General features: G+C 43.0%; 19 protein-coding genes. 4 read left to right on the top strand and 15 right to left on the bottom strand.

Annotation, left to right across the window (positions count from 1 at the left end):
* Window positions 1-43 precede the first annotated feature (43 nt).
* The 7 genes from BIW53_RS11030 to BIW53_RS11000 all read right to left on the bottom strand — a co-directional run bounded on the left by BIW53_RS11030 (window position 44) and on the right by BIW53_RS11000 (window position 6211).
* On the bottom strand, window positions 44-1873 hold the full coding sequence (locus BIW53_RS11030) for a DUF885 domain-containing protein (protein WP_070992256.1): 1830 nt from the start codon (window positions 1871-1873) through the stop codon (window positions 44-46).
* An 80-nt stretch (window positions 1874-1953) separates the two neighbouring features.
* A complete protein-coding gene (gene hemW / locus BIW53_RS11025; protein ID WP_070991931.1) occupies window positions 1954-3090 on the bottom strand; it encodes a radical SAM family heme chaperone HemW in 1137 nt (378 codons plus the stop codon).
* Window positions 3087-3680 (bottom strand): XTP/dITP diphosphatase, encoded by a 594-nt coding sequence (locus BIW53_RS11020; protein WP_070991930.1) that lies wholly within the window; start codon window positions 3678-3680, stop codon window positions 3087-3089. Before BIW53_RS11020 ends, hemW begins: the two co-directional genes overlap by 4 nt.
* Before the next feature lie 6 nt (window positions 3681-3686).
* The gene (locus BIW53_RS11015; protein WP_070991929.1) at window positions 3687-4124 is read right to left on the bottom strand and encodes a DUF4426 domain-containing protein; all 438 of its coding nucleotides are present in this window, start codon (window positions 4122-4124) and stop codon (window positions 3687-3689) included.
* A 12-nt stretch (window positions 4125-4136) separates the two neighbouring features.
* Window positions 4137-4670, bottom strand: a complete 534-nt coding sequence (locus BIW53_RS11010) for a YggT family protein (RefSeq protein ID WP_070991928.1) — start codon at window positions 4668-4670, stop codon at window positions 4137-4139.
* Window positions 4671-4679: 9 nt separating this feature from the next.
* Window positions 4680-5501, bottom strand: coding sequence for a pyrroline-5-carboxylate reductase (gene proC, locus BIW53_RS11005; RefSeq protein ID WP_070991927.1), 822 nt, complete (start codon window positions 5499-5501; stop codon window positions 4680-4682).
* Between the two features lie 14 nt (window positions 5502-5515).
* Window positions 5516-6211, bottom strand: coding sequence for a YggS family pyridoxal phosphate-dependent enzyme (locus tag BIW53_RS11000; RefSeq protein ID WP_070991926.1), 696 nt, complete (start codon window positions 6209-6211; stop codon window positions 5516-5518).
* 30 nt (window positions 6212-6241) lie between these two features.
* Here BIW53_RS11000 and BIW53_RS10995 point away from each other — a divergent pair, with 30 nt between their 5' ends.
* Genes BIW53_RS10995 through BIW53_RS10985 form a run of 3 tightly spaced genes read left to right on the top strand, consistent with a single transcriptional unit; the run spans window position 6242 to window position 9271 of the window.
* Window positions 6242-7285: a type IV pilus twitching motility protein PilT gene (locus BIW53_RS10995; RefSeq protein ID WP_070991925.1), complete on the top strand. Its 1044-nt coding sequence runs from the start codon at window positions 6242-6244 to the stop codon at window positions 7283-7285.
* Between the two features lie 11 nt (window positions 7286-7296).
* Entirely contained in the window at window positions 7297-8415 is a 1119-nt protein-coding gene (locus tag BIW53_RS10990; RefSeq protein WP_070991924.1) for a PilT/PilU family type 4a pilus ATPase, read from the top strand.
* On the top strand, window positions 8396-9271 hold the full coding sequence (locus BIW53_RS10985; protein ID WP_070991923.1) for a hypothetical protein: 876 nt from the start codon (window positions 8396-8398) through the stop codon (window positions 9269-9271). The genes BIW53_RS10990 and BIW53_RS10985 overlap by 20 nt, the downstream gene beginning before the upstream one ends.
* Before the next feature lie 12 nt (window positions 9272-9283).
* On the opposite strand, the gene ruvX is transcribed toward BIW53_RS10985, so the two are convergent.
* The 6 genes from ruvX to BIW53_RS10955 form a co-directional block, all read right to left on the bottom strand.
* Window positions 9284-9730 carry a Holliday junction resolvase RuvX gene (gene ruvX, locus BIW53_RS10980; RefSeq protein ID WP_070991922.1) on the bottom strand — a complete coding sequence of 149 codons (447 nt, stop codon included), beginning with the start codon at window positions 9728-9730 and terminating at the stop codon, window positions 9284-9286.
* A gap of 8 nt (window positions 9731-9738) precedes the next feature.
* Entirely contained in the window at window positions 9739-10296 is a 558-nt protein-coding gene (locus tag BIW53_RS10975; protein ID WP_070991921.1) for a YqgE/AlgH family protein, read from the bottom strand.
* Window positions 10297-10321: 25 nt separating this feature from the next.
* Window positions 10322-11278 (bottom strand): glutathione synthase, encoded by a 957-nt coding sequence (gene gshB, locus BIW53_RS10970; RefSeq protein ID WP_070991920.1) that lies wholly within the window; start codon window positions 11276-11278, stop codon window positions 10322-10324.
* Window positions 11279-11327: 49 nt separating this feature from the next.
* On the bottom strand, window positions 11328-12062 hold the full coding sequence (gene rsmE / locus BIW53_RS10965) for a 16S rRNA (uracil(1498)-N(3))-methyltransferase (protein ID WP_070991919.1): 735 nt from the start codon (window positions 12060-12062) through the stop codon (window positions 11328-11330).
* A gap of 94 nt (window positions 12063-12156) precedes the next feature.
* A complete protein-coding gene (locus BIW53_RS10960) occupies window positions 12157-12633 on the bottom strand; it encodes a hypothetical protein (protein ID WP_070991918.1) in 477 nt (158 codons plus the stop codon).
* Between the two features lie 30 nt (window positions 12634-12663).
* The gene (locus BIW53_RS10955) at window positions 12664-13557 is read right to left on the bottom strand and encodes a DUF350 domain-containing protein (RefSeq protein ID WP_070991917.1); all 894 of its coding nucleotides are present in this window, start codon (window positions 13555-13557) and stop codon (window positions 12664-12666) included.
* Between the two features lie 80 nt (window positions 13558-13637).
* Between BIW53_RS10955 and glnE the strand changes: the two genes are divergently transcribed.
* Window positions 13638-16451 carry a bifunctional [glutamate--ammonia ligase]-adenylyl-L-tyrosine phosphorylase/[glutamate--ammonia-ligase] adenylyltransferase gene (glnE, locus tag BIW53_RS10950; RefSeq protein ID WP_070991916.1) on the top strand — a complete coding sequence of 938 codons (2814 nt, stop codon included), beginning with the start codon at window positions 13638-13640 and terminating at the stop codon, window positions 16449-16451.
* 43 nt (window positions 16452-16494) lie between these two features.
* On the opposite strand, the gene BIW53_RS10945 is transcribed toward glnE, so the two are convergent.
* Together BIW53_RS10945 and lpxL are read right to left on the bottom strand one after the other, a co-directional pair.
* Window positions 16495-17070 carry a TcpQ domain-containing protein gene (locus tag BIW53_RS10945; protein WP_070992255.1) on the bottom strand — a complete coding sequence of 192 codons (576 nt, stop codon included), beginning with the start codon at window positions 17068-17070 and terminating at the stop codon, window positions 16495-16497.
* 113 nt (window positions 17071-17183) lie between these two features.
* The gene (gene lpxL / locus BIW53_RS10940) at window positions 17184-18110 is read right to left on the bottom strand and encodes an LpxL/LpxP family Kdo(2)-lipid IV(A) lauroyl/palmitoleoyl acyltransferase (RefSeq protein WP_070991915.1); all 927 of its coding nucleotides are present in this window, start codon (window positions 18108-18110) and stop codon (window positions 17184-17186) included.
* Window positions 18111-18120 lie beyond the last annotated feature (10 nt).

Genomic DNA, 18120 nt, shown 5'->3' with positions numbered 1-18120 from the left:
AAAAGGCTGCCTAAGCAGCCTTTTAAAATGTAAAAAATGCTAATTACGCTTTCTTGCTTGCAACCCAATCGGCTACAAAACGCTCTAGTACGTTTAATGGCACAGGGCCATTTTTCAGTATTACATCGTGGAACTGGCGAATATCAAACTTATCACCTAGTTCTTGTTTAGCACTGTCTCTAAGCTCAAGAATTTTCAGCATACCGACTTTGTAGGCTGTTGCCTGTGAAGGCATTACGATATGACGCTCAACCATTTTAACGCCATCCGAAGTCGCATTAGGGGTGTTGTTTACGTAGTAATCAATACCTTCTTGGCGAGTCCATTTCATCGCATGGATGCCGGTGTCAACAACCAAACGACATGCTCGCCAAAGTTCCATTGATAGGCGGCCGAAATCTGAGTATGGGTCTTCATATAGTCCCATCTCTTTTGGTACTAATTCAGAATATAAACCCCAGCCTTCAATGTATGCTGTGTAACCGCCAAACTTACGGAACTTAGGTACACCTTCAAGCTCTTGTGCAATAGCAATTTGCATGTGGTGTCCTGGGATCCCTTCATGATATGCCAATGCTTCCATTTGGTATGTTGGCATTGCCTCCATCTCATAGAGGTTTGCGTAGTAGATACCTGGACGAGAGCCATCTGGTGCTGGTTGTTGATAGAACGCCTTACCTGCAGCCTTTTCACGGAATGCTTCTACACGTTTAACAATCATGTCAGCTTTTGGTTTAACAATAAACAGTTCATCAAGACGCGACTTCATGTTGTCAATTAACTCTTTGGCCTGAGTTAAATATAATTCTTTACCTTCATTAGTATTTGGTAAGTAGAATTGTTTGTCGGTTTTCATGAACTCCATGAATGCCTTTAAATCGCCTTTAAAGCCGACTTTCTCTTTGATTGCTCGCATTTCATCATGTATACGAGCGACTTCAGCAAGGCCGATTTCGTGAATTTCTTTAGCGGTTAAATCTGTGGTTGTGGTGCGCGCCAGCATAGTGTTATAGAAAGTTTCACCATCTGGGAACTTCCAAGCGCCATCACGTTCATCTGCGCGCTTTTCAAGTTGCTCTAAATAATTGATAAGTTTGCTATATGAAGGTTTTACAGCCACTTTTAGAGCATCTGTTGCTTGTGCAATTAGCTGTGTTTTTTCTGCCTCATCAATCTCTAGTTTGTCTACTTTGCGCTTAAAGTCAGCTAGTAGGGTTGAATCATCACCAGCTTCAAATGGTGCGCCTTTGATAATATTTTTGCTAGACTCGATGACGTGAGGGAAGACAAATTTAGGGGCAATGATACCCTTTTTAGCACGAACCTCTAAACCTTCAATTAACTGATCAAATACCTTAGTAACGCCATTTAGACGTGAAATGTATGCCAATGCATCCTTTTGGTCAGTGATCTGGTGTTGATTGATTAAGAAAGCGGGTACGGTTGAGTGAGTACCATACATTTGGTTAACAGGGTAGTCGTGATAACGCCATTTAAAGTCAGCGATTTCATCTTCTAAGTTTTGCTGCATTAAGTCGTAACTTACTTGAGTTGACGCATCTAGCTTGCTGCGATCAATGCTTTTTAGCGTTGCTAAATCTTGTTTTGCAAGCTCTAGGTCTTCAAGTTGACGCTCTTCGCTTTCATCATCCCATTTATCGTAATCTTGTTTGATGCCCATGTAGGTTTGATAGACCGGACTGCGCATGACATTACGCATAAATACTTCTTCAAAAAAAGCATTCGCTTTTTCAACTTCGCTTTGAGTCACTTGTTGAACTTGTTTTTGAGGCGCTGGCTGCTCAGCAGTTTGTTGACAGCCACCCAATAGCGCTACGCTGATAGCGGCAGCAATAACAGTAAGTTTACGCATTGTTTTACCTTTTTTGTTATTCATGAGCACATCTGCTCAGTCTTAAATTTCTAACTCCAGAAAAGAGCATTGTCTCTTATCTAAACAAATGATTGTAGCAGGTCGTTTAAGTACCTGTGGCCCTTATTTGTAACTAACCATGAATGAGCCTTATTTAGCAACAAGCCATTGGATTCGGCATAGGCAATATTGTCTTCAACGCTCTCTAATGATAGCCCAGTAAAATCAATAAAGTCCTGCTTAGAGCATGGTTGTTGCAAGCGAAAACAATTCATAAAGAACTCAAAGGGTCTATCCTGTTCTTCGACTTGCCAGCTCTGATAAAGGTAGGGCTTGCTCAAATCCATGTAACCACGAGGATGTTTTACTTTGACAGTACGTAATATCTCCCGGTTATGTGGTAGGGTAATTTTGCCATGGGCACCACACCCGATCCCGAGATAATCGCCAAACTGCCAATAATTGAGGTTGTGTTTACATTGATAGCCAGATTTAGCATACCCTGAGATCTCATACTGCTGATATCCAGCCTCAGCTAATAGCGCTTGACCCTGTTCTTGAATATCCCAAAGGGTCTCATCTTGCGGTAATGTCGGAGGTTTGGAAGCAAACTGGGTGTTAGGTTCAATGGTCAGTTGATACCAAGAGATATGTGGTGGTTCCAGCTCTATCACTCGTTGTAGATCACTTAATGCATCAGCTAAGGTCTGGTTTGGTAAGCCATGCATTAAGTCCATATTGAATGACCTTAACCCTGCTTTTCGGGCTTCATGTGCCGCGTTAATTGCCTCTTGCTCACCGTGGATGCGGCCCAAAGCGTTCAATTTATCTGCTTGCAAGCTTTGTACACCAATTGAAATACGATTAATGCCAGCTTGAACATAGTGCGCAAAACGGTCTGTTTCAACAGTCCCTGGATTGGCCTCTAGCGTGATTTCTATATCATCTTCAAAAGGTATGAGTGCTTGTATCTGTGTTAACAAATGACTATAGGCGTTTGCAGATAATAAGCTCGGTGTGCCTCCGCCAATGAAAATACTGTGTAGCTTTCTGTCTTGTACAAGGTGTAAGTCGGCCTTCAGATCGTCTAACAAATGCTGTACATATTCTTGCTCTGGAATTTTTCCTTTTAAGCTGTGACTATTGAAGTCACAGTAAGGACATTTTTGTACACACCAAGGGACGTGAATGTATAAACTAAGAGGAGGTAACTTCACAGATTGTCCTGTAATTGACGCAACAGCATAGTAAGTGCCTGACCACGGTGGCTTAGTGCATTTTTTTGCTCTTTGCTGAGCTCAGCGCTGGTGCAGTTCTGTTCTGGCACGAAAAATACTGGATCATAGCCAAACCCTTCTCGGCCTTGTTGTTGAGTCGTGATTTCACCATCCCAGCTTGCTTGGCAAATTAATGGAGTAGGATCGTCGGCATGGCGCATATAAACAAGTACACACCAAAAGCGCGCGGTTCGTTTGGGTTGACCTTCAAGGGCTTTAAGCAACTTGTCGATATTGTCTTGGTCATTGGCATCAATACCGGCGTACCGAGCTGAGTAAACACCAGGTGCACCATCTAGGGCATCAACTTCTAAACCTGAATCATCAGCAATCGCAGGGAGGCCTGTAATTTTAGCTGCATGTCGAGCTTTGATAATGGCGTTCTCTACAAAAGTAGTGCCGGTTTCTGCCACGTCAGGTACGTTGAACTGACTTTGTGGTAATACTTCAATTTTGAGCTCGCTTAACATACTAGCGAGCTCTTTTACTTTACCTTGGTTACCTGTTGCCAAGACAATTTGTTGGGTCATACTGCGTTAATCCACATAAAATTTTTGTTGAAACTTTAATACCTGCCGATTATTGCCTTGAGCAATATTGATGGTAAAACGGTAAGTTTCTTCGTTGTTAAAAGCAATTTGTGCTAGGTAATAAATGGCATCGCCATCTATCACTTCTTTGAACTCTAGATCTTGCTTGGTCCCAATTAAGTTACGAGCTTCACCGGTTAAGGTCGCTTTTTGAGCGGTTTTTTCAGCATTGTTCTTTAATACTGAAATATTCACAACAGCTTTGTAGTTGCTGCGATCTATGTCGTACGCTTTTGCGATGGTTGGTTGAATAAAGGTTGATGGAAAAGCAATATAATGCACTTGCCATGGACCTAAATTTTTAAATTGACCACCTTGCTCAGAGCTTGCATTTGCAAAGGCACATACAAACAACAATAAGGCGAGTGATAAATATTTTTTCATGATGTATTGCTCCTAAGTGAGTAAGTCCATCACCAGCAATTGTAAAAACTGCATGCCGATGAGCAACACCAAAATCGATAAGTCTAAACCACCTAGCGGAGGAATGACTTTGCGAATAGGTCGCAGCATAGGCTCAGTTAACTGATCGAAAACAGCAGCGATTGGGTTATAGCCCTGCACGACCCAACTCATAATGGCTCTAATAATTAAGATCCAAAATACCAAAGAAAATGCTTCTTTCAGTACTGTGATGACACCATTGATCAGCGCTCCAAGAGGGTTCCAGCCGCCATAAAAAAGCACCATCAATAAAGAAACTTTAGCAAAGCCTACAATGAACGCCAGCAATAAGGAGGCTAAGTCTAATCCGCCAACGCCGGGAATGATTTTACGAAGCGGGTTGACCGCAAAAGAAGTCACCTTCACTACTGTTTGGCTCAGCGGGTTATAAAAATCCGCGCGCACTAACTGTAGCCAGAATCGCAATAATACGACCATTAAAAATAGATCAAACACGATCCCAATTAAAAATTGCATGGCGTTCATAGATTAACCTTATATTTCCTGTTCCATTTCTTCAGCGCGGGCAATACAAGCATCCATTGCGCCGGCTACCGTTGAGTGTAAATGTTGAGATTTTAAATGCTCTACCGCGGCATGAGTGGTGCCACCTTTAGAGGTTACGTTAGCTCTTAGCTGAGCAATGCTGATATCAGGTTGCGATACCGCCATTTCTGCAGCACCTAACGCTGTTTGTTGCACTAACTGGCGAGCTTGCTCATCACTAAAGCCAAGCGCTTTGGCTTTTTCCTCGATTGCTTCCATAAACAAAAAGAAATAAGCCGGAGAAGAGCCTGTAACTGCAATCACATCATTAATTTGTGACTCTTGCTCAACCCATGTAGCGATACCTGTGGCTGAGAATACCTTTGTGACGTATTCACGTTCTTCGCAGCTGATATCTTCACCATATAAGCCACACACGCCTCGGCCTAATAGGCAAGGTGTATTTGGCATGCAGCGTACCATTTTTACTTTTTGAGCTAGCATTGCTCTGAGTCGTGCAACGGTAATGCCAGCTGCAACAGAAATAAATAGCTTATCGCTGAAATCTACACCTGAGTCTATAAAGCTTTGACATAGCTCGGCCATCATTTGTGGTTTTACAGAGAGCACGATGACGTCTGCATCACGTAAAGCTTGGTTATTATCTGAGGTGGTTTGTACTTGGAAGTCGGCAGCCACTTTTGCAAGTTTGTCTTGATTGCGGTTGGTGGCAATAATGCTTTGCGGTGCAAAGCCATTTTTAATCATGCCGCCGATGATTGCATAGCTCATATTACCGGTGCCGATGAATGCAATTGTTTTATTAGACATAGCGAGTACTTACCTTATTTTCTTGAGCCAAAAATATCAGTGCCAATGCGTACCATGGTAGCGCCAGCTGCAATTGCTGGTTCTAAATCACCACTCATACCCATCGACAAAGTATCTAGCTGAGGATATTGGTCCTTTAGTCTATCAAAGCAAGCTTTCATTTGCTGGAAATATTGTAATTGTTTATTTTTATCATCGGTTTGCTCAGTGATGGTCATCAACCCTCTAAGGGTAAGCTGGCGGCAGTTATGGATAAACTCAGCTAGTTGATCTATTTCTTCTAAGCGACAACCTGATTTGTTCTCATCTGCACTGATATTCACTTGTATAAGCACATTCAATGGCAAAAGGTTATTGGGGCGTTGCTCGTTAAGACGTCTAGCTATTTTTTCACGGTCTACACTTTGTACCCAGCTAAAATGTTCGGCGATTAAACGAGATTTATTTGATTGAATAGGGCCAATAAAGTGCCACTCAATGTCTCTTTTTTCTTTTAAATGAATAACCTTATCAACAGCTTCTTGCACATAGGACTCGCCAAATTGACGGTGTCCGTGTATATAAGCTTGTTCAATAAGTTCAACTGGCTTGGTCTTAGAAACTGCTAAAATAGTAACAGGCTGATCATTAAAGTGATCAGATTGACGTTGTTGGGCGGCTTTTTCTACGCGAGCGTAGGCGGATTTAAGGCGTTCTGCTATTGTAACCATATTATTTTTCAGCTCGTAGTGGAGTCATACATGGATATTACTGAGTTATTGGCTTTTAGTGTGCAACACAAAGCCTCGGATTTACATTTATCATCGGGCGTATCGCCAATGATACGCGTTGATGGCGACGTGCGCCGCGTTAATATTCCCGCGCTCGAAGCAAAAGATGTAAACAATCTAGTGTACGATATTATGAATGATAACCAGCGCAGAGACTATGAGCAAAATCTTGAGGTAGATTTCTCTTTTGAAGTCCCTAATTTAGCCCGCTTTCGTGTCAATGCATTCAATACCAACCGTGGTCCCGCAGCTGTATTTCGTACAATCCCTTCTCAGGTTTTAAGTTTGGATGATCTGGGCGCGCCAGATATTTTTCGTAAAATAGCGGAGTACCGTAAAGGTTTGGTACTTGTAACTGGCCCAACCGGCTCGGGTAAATCAACAACCCTTGCCGCTTTGGTCGATCATATCAATGCCACGCAACATTACCATGTGCTAACAATCGAAGACCCCATTGAGTTTGTTCACAAAAATCAAAAGTGTTTAATAAACCAACGTGAGGTTCACCGTGACACTCATAGCTTTAATGCAGCATTACGCAGCGCCTTGCGTGAAGATCCTGATGTTATTTTGGTTGGGGAATTACGGGACTTAGAAACCATTCGCTTGGCCATGACGGCTGCCGAAACTGGACATCTAGTATTTGGTACTTTGCATACTACTTCAGCACCAAAAACCATAGATCGAATTATTGATGTTTTTCCAGGGGAAGAGAAAGACATGATCCGTTCCATGCTCTCAGAGTCATTACAGGCTGTGATCTCACAAACACTGGTCAGGAAAGTTGGTGGTGGTCGAATCGCCGCGCATGAAATAATGCTGGGAGTACCGGCTATTCGTAACTTGATCCGAGAAGATAAAATTCCACAGATGTATTCTACTATTCAAACAGGTGCAATTCATGGAATGCAGACAATGGAGCAGTGTCTAAGTAATTTGGTGAATCGTGGTTTAATTTCTCAGCAAGATTTACACGGTAGAACGCAAGAAAAGCCTGGCAGCAGTAGTTATTGAGGAGTAGGTAGATGACGTTAAATAACTATTTACAGATGATGGTGGATAAGCAAGCATCGGATTTATTTGTGTCAGCCGGGTTGGTGATCAGTGCAAAAGTAGATGGCGAATTAAGACCTCTGGGTGATGAAAGTCTAGATGCAAAAGACTCTTTAAAGCTGGTGGAGTCGATCATGAATGACAAGCAAAAGCTGGAATTTCATGAGCATAAAGAATGTAATTTTGCAATTGTTACCGATGCTGGGCGCTTTAGGGTGTCTGCATTTTGGCAGCGTGATTGTGCTGGCATGGTTATACGCAGGATCATCACAGAGATCCCAGATGTTGCCGAGCTTGGTTTACCCTCGGTACTTACCGATGTGATCATGGCAAAAAGAGGGTTGGTATTGTTTGTTGGTGGTACAGGCACAGGTAAGTCAACGTCATTAGCTGCCTTGTTAGGTTATCGCAACCGTAATCAAAGAGGTCATATTCTAACAATTGAAGACCCGATAGAATTTGTTCATGAACACAAAAAGAGCATTATTACCCAACGTGAAGTAGGGTTGGACACCGAAAGTTTTGAAGCCGCATTGAAAAGCTCTCTTCGTCAGGCGCCGGACGTTATTTTAATAGGTGAGATACGCTCACAGGAAACCATGGAATATGCGCTGAGCTTTGCAGAAACGGGGCACTTATGCGTAGCGACGCTGCACGCAAATAATGCGAATCAGGCTATTGACCGTATTATGCATCTAGTACCAAAAGAAAAGCATGACAAATTAAAATACGATCTCTCACTTAACCTGCGCGCGATTGTGGCTCAGCAACTCGTGCCGGCAGCAAAAGGTGACGGACGAGTGGCTGCAATTGAAATCTTGCTTAACACTCCGTTGGTTGCCGAACTAATTAAAAAAGGAGATGTAGGCTCTATCAAAGAAGCCATGGCTAAGTCCAAAGATATGGGGATGCAGACCTTTGATCAGGCCTTGTTTGAGCTTTACAAACAACAACGTATTAATTACGCAGATGCATTGCATCACGCAGATTCACCGAATGATCTACGACTGATGATCAAGTTGCAAAATAATGAACAGCAAGGCGCAGGCTTCTTACAAGGAGTTACGGTAGATGGGTTGGATAAAAATTAAGCGCTTGCGTTTATTGTGCATATTGCTCTGGGTGCTGCAAACACCCAGTTATGCACAAAACGAGAGTGTACAGATGTACATTCGTGATGATGTATTTGCTGACTATCAACGTTTTTTAAAAGGCCGCTCACCACTGGAAGTTGATGATTTTAGTGGTGGTTATATACGGCGGGATGTCGTTGATATGGTCTTGATACAAAAAGCCTTATTGTTAGGCGGGTTTGATAAAAAATTCACTTATCAAACCGGCAATGTTAATTTTCGAAACACCAAATTATTAGAGCAGGGTAAATTGTTACTGAGCTTTGATAGTTACTGGTTGGCTGATGCACAACATATACAGCAACATATTTATATTAGTGAAGCGGTGATCCGTCATGGTGAGTATTATGCGGGGATTTTCTATGCTCCCGATAATCGTCAAGTCGTAAATATAAGCCACTGGAATGACCTAAAAGCGCTTTCTGCGGTCAGCACCCCTCGTTGGCGTACCGATTGGACTACTTTGCAACAATTACCACTTAAAAAACATGTGATTGAACATGAGTGGGTAGCACAAGCAAGAATGGTAAGTATGCAGTGGGTAGATTTTATGTTGATGCCACTTATGCCCAGTAAAAACAATGAGTACAAGCTTGAAGGGATCCACCTTGTGGCGCACCCCAAATGGGTTGTATTACTTGAAGGTAGCCGTCATTTTGTCGTATCTAAGTTACATCCCGACGGTGAGCGGGCTTTCGCAGCGTTACAAAAAGGGTTGCAAAAGTTGAGAGCACAGGGCGTTGTGAAAAATGCCTATGCTCAAGCCGGATTTATCCCCGATTGGTCAAAAATGAAGGAACTTAAAGCGCCGTAAAAAGAGGTGGACTTATTGCCACAAGCTTTCAAAATAACTTTCTAAAATTATGACCGCCGACATGCTGTCAACATTTCCTTTGCCCAAGTTTCTGTAGCCACCTTGTTCAAATAGCCGTGCTTTGGCATCAGCGGTAGTTAGGCGTTCATCGTGGGTTTCTACGGGTAAACGGTAATTATTGTGTAGCCGATTAGCAAACTTCTTTGCTGCAAAAGTGACTTGCTGATTGGTGCCATCCATATTCAATGGTAATCCAACGACTAATAAATCGGGTTGCCATTGGAGAACATGAGCTTCTATTTCAGACCAATTTGGAATGCCGTCTCTGGCTTTAACTGCGCCTAAACTGGTCGCGGTGCCGGTTATCTCTTGGCCTACAGCAATACCAATGCTTTTGGTACCAAAATCAAACCCCATAATAGTGCGCTCGCCTGGGCGAGCTTTTTCTTTTTTTGTCATATCTACTTCTAAGCGTGCCCAGCTTGAGAGCTGAGCTGCGCTGCATCAATCCCCAGCATTTGCACTGCTTTTTCCCAACGCTGTTCTGGAGGTGTATTGAATATAATAGCGGGATCGGCTTCAATCACTAGCCACGAGTTTTCAAGTAACTCTTTTTCCAATTGACCGCGTTCCCATCCGGCATACCCTAAAGTGATTAAAAATGCCTCAGGACAACTAGTTGAAGTCAACGACGCTAACACATCTTTGGATGTGGTGATCATGATATCGGAACTAAGCTCTTGGCTTGATGAGTAACCTAATTTCGGGGTATGTAGAACAAAGCCTCTATCTGTATGAACAGGGCCGCCAGCAAAGACATGTTGTGCCGCAGCTGGAGTGGTTTTGTCGTTGTCGATTTCTATTTTGTCTAGTAACTCGCCAACAGTGACATCAATAGGGTGGTTAACAACTAAGCCCATAGCCCCATTCTCATTATGCTCACAGATGTAAGTTACCGTGTGCTTGAAAAAAGGGTCCTGTAAGCTGGGCATTGCGATTAAAAAATGGTTTTCTAATGATTGCATAAGTGTCGCCCCGTTATGTGATTTTTTATTTAGTATGGGCGAGTTTTACTTCTATCGCATCATAAAACTTGTCCATAATTGAAATATCGTACGCTGCTTCAATTTCTTTAACGCACGTCGGTGCTGTGACGTTAATCTCAGTCAGTTTGTTGCCAATAATATCTAGACCTACAAACAGTAACCCTTTGGCTTTTAAGGTTGGTGCAACAGCTTGAGCAATTTTCAAATCGTCTTCGCTGATTGGGCGTGCTTCACCACGGCCGCCAGCGGCAAGGTTTCCACGTGTTTCACCGCCTTGAGGAATACGAGCAAGACAGTAAGGGATCACTTCGCCATCTACTACTAAAACGCGTTTATCTCCTTGTGTGATTTCAGGAATATATTGCTGGGCCATAGCAAAACGTTGGCCGTGCTCGGTTAGGGTTTCGCAGATCACACCGATGTTTGGGTCATCATGCTTTACCCTAAAGATAGATGCACCACCCATACCATCTAATGGTTTGAGTATAATATCTTGATGCTTATTCAGAAATTCACGGATCTGCACCTGCGAGCGAGTAACCAAAGTGTCAGGAGTATGCTCGCTGAACCAGGCTGTAAACAACTTTTCATTGGCATCTCTAAGACTCTGAGGTTTGTTCACAACTAAACAACCAGCTTGCTCCGCACGTTCCAAGATGTAGGTCGCGTATATATATTCAGTATCAAAAGGTGGGTCTTTACGCATTAGGATGACGTCTAAATCGGCCAGATCAATGGTTTGCTTATCTTCTAGCTCGTACCAATGCGCTGTATCATCAAATACTTTCGCTTTGGCTACCGTCGCTTTAGCATGACCCTGATACATAAATAGGTCACCCAGCTCCATGTAGTAAAGCTCATAACCACGTGCCTGTGCCGCCATCATCATGGCAAAGCCGGTGTCTTTTTTAATGTTAAATCCACTGATTGGATCGGAAATGATTCCTAATTTAATTGCCATGTATCACCTTCATACTGTTTTACCTTACTATGGGGCCGAATAATCAAAATTAAAGAGCCAAGTCACCAAACTGCAATTGCAATGCACTTAGCACTGTTAACGCTGCTGTCTCTGTTCGCAGTACTCGTGGACCTAAGCGAACATCTATAAACCCTTGACTGTTGGTAGCTTTGATTTCTTCGTCGGTCAAGCCGCCCTCTGGGCCTACGATAAAACGAATGCCCTCAGTTGGGGTTGGAAGGGTTTTGATGCTATGTACCGCTCTTGGGTGTAGCGTGAGTTTTAACTCTTCAGACTGCTGAGCCAACCACGTATTGATATCGATCGGAGGATGGATGACGGTCACTGTATTTCGGCCCGATTGTTCTGCCGCAGCAATCGCTATTTTCTGCCATTGAGCATGTTTTTTAGCTAAGCGATCACCTGATAGCTTTACACCACAGCGAGTGGTAAATAAGGGTGTTATTTCGGAGATTCCTAACTCCACAGATTTTTGAATCGTGAAGTCCATTTTATCGCCTCTGGAAATACCTTGGCCGAGATGGATTTTCAGCGGTGATTCGCAATCATGATCTTTGAACTCAATAACGTGCGCAGTAACGGCTTTTTTACCCACTTCTACTAACTCGCATAGGTATTCACCGCCTTGGCCATTGAATAATGAAACTTTGTCATTGGCTTGCATACGAAGGACTCGGGAAATGTGTCCAGCGGCGTCGTCATCAAGTGTAATTTGTGCGTTTAACTTTAATTCTGAAGGTTGATAAATATGGGGGATGCGCATAATGAGCCCAAGTAAAATAGCAATGCGGTAATAGTAAAGTTTTGCGCTCTAAGCGTCTAGTTTCAGTTCAGGTTTGTTCTTGCTTATAAGAGGGCTAGTCGGTTTCTAATTTGCACAATGAGACTTCAATGTCTTCACCCACATTTGGTATTGAGCCGTGGCATGACAAATGGTTCATGTTTGCCTTGTCGGTGAGCTTTTGGTAGCTAAAGCCGCCATCCTCTTGTTGTTCCAATAGATAGCGAACTGGATGCAGTGAGTTAAAGATGAATTGTTGTTCTTTGTTGGCGAGGTGATAATCTAGGCTAGAAATAAGTACTCCGCTAATATTGTGATGTTCATTGAGATAACTGGCTAATTCTGAAACGCTTATTTCGTTCGCGAAATCGCAGTAGCTGTAATCTTTGATTAACTCATCAAACATCATCTTAAGAAGATGACGAGTGTTATCACCAGCTGCAATTAATTGACTTTTTTTGTTATGTGAATGTTTGCGTATATATTCAGCATAACCCCGACTGAACTCGCTATTACTGTCAACTAACAGAAAATTATCAGGTTTGATAGACATGGCCCCACCTAGTGTAGCCATGTCCAGCGGCTACACGGAAAAAGTACTAATTAGTAGATAGCCTATTGAAGCGAAAACCGCAAATTCGATACAGGCAATACCAATGTTGTCTTGGTGGTCTACTTCCAGTCCAATGTCAACTTTAGGTAACGAAACATATAGCAATATATAACTGCATAAATACAACAATGCCCACATCAGACCGCAATGTAGCACCACCGAAAAAAGGTTCTCGACTATCATAGCGCCGTGATAGGGGGCGCTGTGGAGACCTGCGTAAATAGACAAAGATAGACCGATAGTTTTACCCGCATAGCGAATTCCAATAGAGGTATTTGCAAGGCTGAAGTTTTGCTGTAGCGACGCACCTTGATTAACTTTGGCAAAACGACTTTCTCGAAGCTTACTATCCAGAGCAAACAAACCTTGCAATAGTAAAAAGCTAAGGCTGACCACCAATAAGTCACTAATACCTTTTGGGTGAACCCAATGATATAAACCCAACACCAAAATGCCATTGGCTATCAACATACCGGAATCTACAAGCGCCGCGCATATATTTTGTTTGAGAATGGCTTGTTCTTCGTTAAATTGATACAAGATCCATTTACGGTGTATGTACTGACCAAAAGCTACAAATGCAAGTAGCAGCAACAGCATTACAGAGGATTGAATGGGCTGTTGCAGCGCTGTGGAAAACTTTATGTCTTCAAAAAAGTACGCCACACTAAAGGCTATTACCGATATTTGGCATGCATAGCTGATACCCAAGGCAAAATTATCCCGTTTGGCCAGCTCCTCTTGTAGCTCCTGTTTAGCTCGATACTGCACCAACAAACGTAAAACGATAACAACCAGACAAATAACGATAAAACTAGAAAAAATCGCAAAAAAATTGATGTTCTCTAACGACAAATAAGTCATATTCGCTCTACTGATAAATTTTAGATATTGTTACTATAACGACTCCCAACTCATTGAGCCATATAGCTATGGAGATTTTTATGCATGATGTCACCTTACCCCCTACGTTGGCTCAATTAGCACAACAGCGCTGGCAGCAGCTATACGATACGGATCCGGTTGATGCTGGGTTGGCGCGTTTACTTGCGATGAGTGATTTTGCTTTTAAGGTTTTGCAGCAAGACCCTTCGTTAGGTGATTGGTTACGTGATGAACAGCTAGTGCAAGCGCGAGATGTGCCAAATCCATTACCAGACGATTTATCATCCCTTGATGAACAAAGCTGTTTTAGATTGCTGAGGAAGTACCGCCAACGCTATTGGCTAAAGGTCATGTGGTTGGATTTAGTAAAAGGTAATGAGATTGCTGACAGTATTGATTATGTGTCTAAGTTGTCAGAGAGGTTGATTGATGCGGCTAACCAATGGGCCTTTGCTCAAACCGTAAAACAATGTGGTACGCCCCTTGATGATGTCGGTAATGCGTTACCCATGTTGGTATTGGGGATGGGTAAACTCGGAGGAAGAGAGCTAAACTTTTCATCGGACATAGACCTTATTTTTTGTTACCCCCATAACGTTCATACTCAAGGTGGGCGCAAAAGTGTCGAAGCGCAGGTTTTTTATACTAAGGTAGCGCAAAAGCTCATTGCTGCTTTAAATCAAGTTACTGTTGATGGTCAGGTTTTTCGAGTCGATATGCGTTTGAGGCCTTTCGGTGACAGTGGCCCGTTAGTCATGAGTTTATCGGCGATGGAAGATTACTATCAGGATCAGGGGCGTGAATGGGAGCGTTACGCCATGCTCAAAGCGCGTTTGTTGGGCGAAGCTAACAAGTACTGGACTGTATTTTACCAAATGATGCGCCCTTTTGTGTATCGCCGTTATATCGACTTCTCGGTTATTGAGTCGCTTAGAAAAATGAAGCACATGATAGCCCAAGAAGTGCGGCGTAAAGGGTTGATAAATAATATAAAGCTTGGAGCTGGCGGGATCCGTGAAGTTGAATTTATTGTGCAAGCTTTGCAGATGATCCGTGGCGGTCGAGACACTAGTTTACAAACTCCATCTTTACTAGAGGCGCTCAGCCAATTAGATGAACTTGAAGTGATCCCCCACGATGCGGTGTGTTCATTAAGAGAAAGCTATTTATATTTGCGCACAATTGAGCAGTATTTACAGGCCTTTGATGATCAACAAACGCAGACCTTGCCACAAAACGAAGTATGTCAGTCGCGGTTACGTATACTGATGGAAAAAACCGATTATCAACACTGCCTTGAGTGTATTCAAGACATCATGACGAAGATCCGTGATGAATTTACTCAGGTGATCGGTGATGAACCTTTTGAGCAGACTCAGTTTGATGAAGCTTTTACTTATGTATGGCTAGAAGGTGATACACAGCAATTGGCAGATAAGCTCGAAGCTGAACAAGTTGAACCATGGCACAATGCGTTACAAAGCTTCAAACAGGCGTTAAAAAAGCGGCAAATGGGTGCCCGGGGTGCTGATATTCTCGATAAACTGATCCCGTGTTTATTGTATCAAGCGGCCGAGCAACAGCTAGTGGCTGAAGAGCTAACGAGTGTGCTCAATATTATAGCCATGATAGCTTCAAGAACAGCTTACTTAGAGTTGTTATATGAAAATCAGGGAGCTCTGAAGCAACTGGTGTATCTGTGTTCCCATAGCTTATGGATAGCCGAGCACATCGCTAAATACCCAATGCTGCTCGATGAGTTGCTAGACCCGGCCGCGCTATACAAGCCATTACCTTTGAATGCCTACAAGCTCGAAATCCGGCAGTATTTTTTACGCATTGAGCAGCATGATCTTGAGCAACAAATGGAGGCTTTACGGCAGTTTAAGCAGGCTCATCAATTACGTATTGCAGCGGCAGATGCCACCGGCGTACTCAGTATTATGAAAGTGAGTGACCATTTGACGGCATTGGCTGAAGCCATTGTAGAGCAGGCGGTTAACTTAGCTTGGCAACAAATGATTGAGCGCTATGGACAACCAGAAGGTTGTAATGACGCGGCAAAAGGGTTCGCAGTTATTGCTTATGGAAAGGCCGGAGGTTGGGAGTTGGGATATGACTCTGATCTAGATTTGGTATTTGTGCATAACAGTGATGGGGACAGTTATACGCAAGGAGAAAAGGCTATTCCCGCAAGACAATTTTATTTAAAACTGGCACAGCGACTCATGCACTTGTTTAATACCAGAACGGCATCGGGCATATTATACGAACTTGATACTAGGTTGCGCCCTGAGGGGAACTCTGGCTTATTAGCAATTAATCTAGAGAGCTTTTATCAATATCAGCTCCAGCAAGCTTGGACCTGGGAGCATCAGGCTTTGGTTCGTGCTCGTATGGTGCTTGGAGAGCAGGAGATGTATGAACGTTTTGGACAGATCCGCACAGCTGTTTTGACACAATCACGAGATTGCAAAGAACTGGCAGAGAATGTTGTTTCAATGCGAGAGAAAATGCGCACGCATTTGTCCAAAGACAGTGACGATACATTCGATCTCAAGCAGGGGCTCGGTGGGATGACGGATATAGAGTTTTTAGCACAATTCCTAGTATTAAATTTTGCGGCAGAGCATCCTCTTATGACTGAGCACACTGACAATGTTCGTATTTTGTCTCACGCAAAAGAGCTCGCAATACTCAATGATGAAGAACAAGTGCTGCTAACGCAGGCATATTGTTTCTTTAGAGAGCAATACCACAAACAAAGTTTAAACCGACAAGGTAAATGTGTGGGCAGGGACACACAGTTAGAACAGTTATCAGCGCAGGTGGTGACGATTTTCAAACGTCATTTAGGTGATTTAGTCAATTAACAATAACATGAATACGGCAGACCGCGAATACTAACGGTCTGCTCTAATTGGCTATTTTACGGCAATTATCTCTAACAAAGCGGGTTGGCTTTTCAGTAATGACAGCTGCCCGTTGGCGATAACAGAAGAACGTATAGATCTCATACTCAAAGTCATCGTTGATTGCTCTGCCTACTTGATACAGAGCGGACAAAAAGTTACTGTCAACACGGAAGTTTGTCTTCACCACGTAATCTTTATCTAAATACCAAAATAACTCTATATCTTCTCTGCGAGCATACTCAGATAATACGCCACGTAGCGTGTCGCCCGATTCGAAGCGCCTAGGTTCATACTCACCAGTCCAACGTTGACTTGACGGTTTTACAGCTCTTTCACGGTCCTTCAGTGCTTCATCTAGTCTAAAGCTTGGTGAACCTAACTCAATGACAAATTTTGCACGTTCGGTATCGCGACTTGAAGTTCGGTTGCGAAAGCTTTCATAAAATTGAGAGAAGCCTCGGGCCGCAACGTTTGAACTAGTACCCATATTCATTTTTGGTAATGCGCCGAATAAAAAGTAGTAGGCTGCGAAAACCAAGATGAAGGCAAGTGATAAGTGCTTAACCCAAAACCACATGGCGGAAACAGGTCTGGCCTTTTTCTTTTTTTTCACTTGAGGCTCAGTGTTTACCTTAGGTTTTGGTGTCGGTTTTTGTATTTTTTTACTTTTTCTTATAACCATAAATAAAGTTAACCGTAGTAAGATGGTGCGTTTTCATCGGGCCTTGTTTTGAAACGACGGTGCAACCACATATATTGTTCAGGGGCCAACATAATCGCTTCCTCCATTCGTTGATTGACTCTTGTCACATCTTGCTTGGCATCGTCACTTGGAAAATCAGCCAACGCTGGGTAAATCTTAAGGTGGTACTTACCGCTAGCATCTCTTGTGCCACTTAGGCTCAGTGTTTCACAATTCTTACTCGATGAAAATATCAAAGTGCCTGTTGTCGTCGCTGCATCAGGGACTGCAAAAAAATTGGTAAACTCGCAGCGGTTTCGGCCATAGTCTTGATCGGGTAAGTAATAACACATTTTTTTATCCTTCAATGCTTGCAGTAGTCCTTTCACATCTCGTTTGGTAATGAGGCTTTCATTGGAACGTAGTCGACCTTTGGTCATAAAGTATTCCATGAGAGGATTGTTATGTGGTCGATAAAAGCCAATACCTTGCTGCGCAGTGCCTAGCAGTCGGCCAAGCATTTCTAAGTGTAGCATATGCGGCACTAGCAATAAGACGCCTTTGCCTTGCTTTTGAGTTTGCTCAACGTGTTCAATACCTTCAATGGAGCCAATTACTCGGTTGATACGCCATTGGGGCCACCACCATGCCATTCCTGTTTCTAATGTTGCAATCCCTGTATTTTCCATGTTTTTTAACACCATTTCATGCTGTTGTTGTTCATTTAACTGTGGGAAGCACAGCTTGACATTGACCTCAGCAATTTTGCGACGTTTTTTCACAAAACGATGTACAAGGCGGCCAAGTAACTTACCAAGGAAGAACTGGACTCGCTGTGGCAGCCAAGATATCAGGTATAAAAACAATACGCCAAGCCAGGTTAACCAGTAACGAGGTGCAAGGAACGACCATTTGAAAGTAGGGGTTGTGACCACAAAATTTATC

This window comes from Pseudoalteromonas byunsanensis (assembly GCF_001854475.1).
Classification (GTDB): Bacteria; Pseudomonadota; Gammaproteobacteria; order Enterobacterales; family Alteromonadaceae; genus Pseudoalteromonas; species Pseudoalteromonas byunsanensis.
The sequence above is the reverse complement of the archived record's forward strand: the minus strand, read 5'-3'. Positions and strand labels throughout refer to the sequence as shown.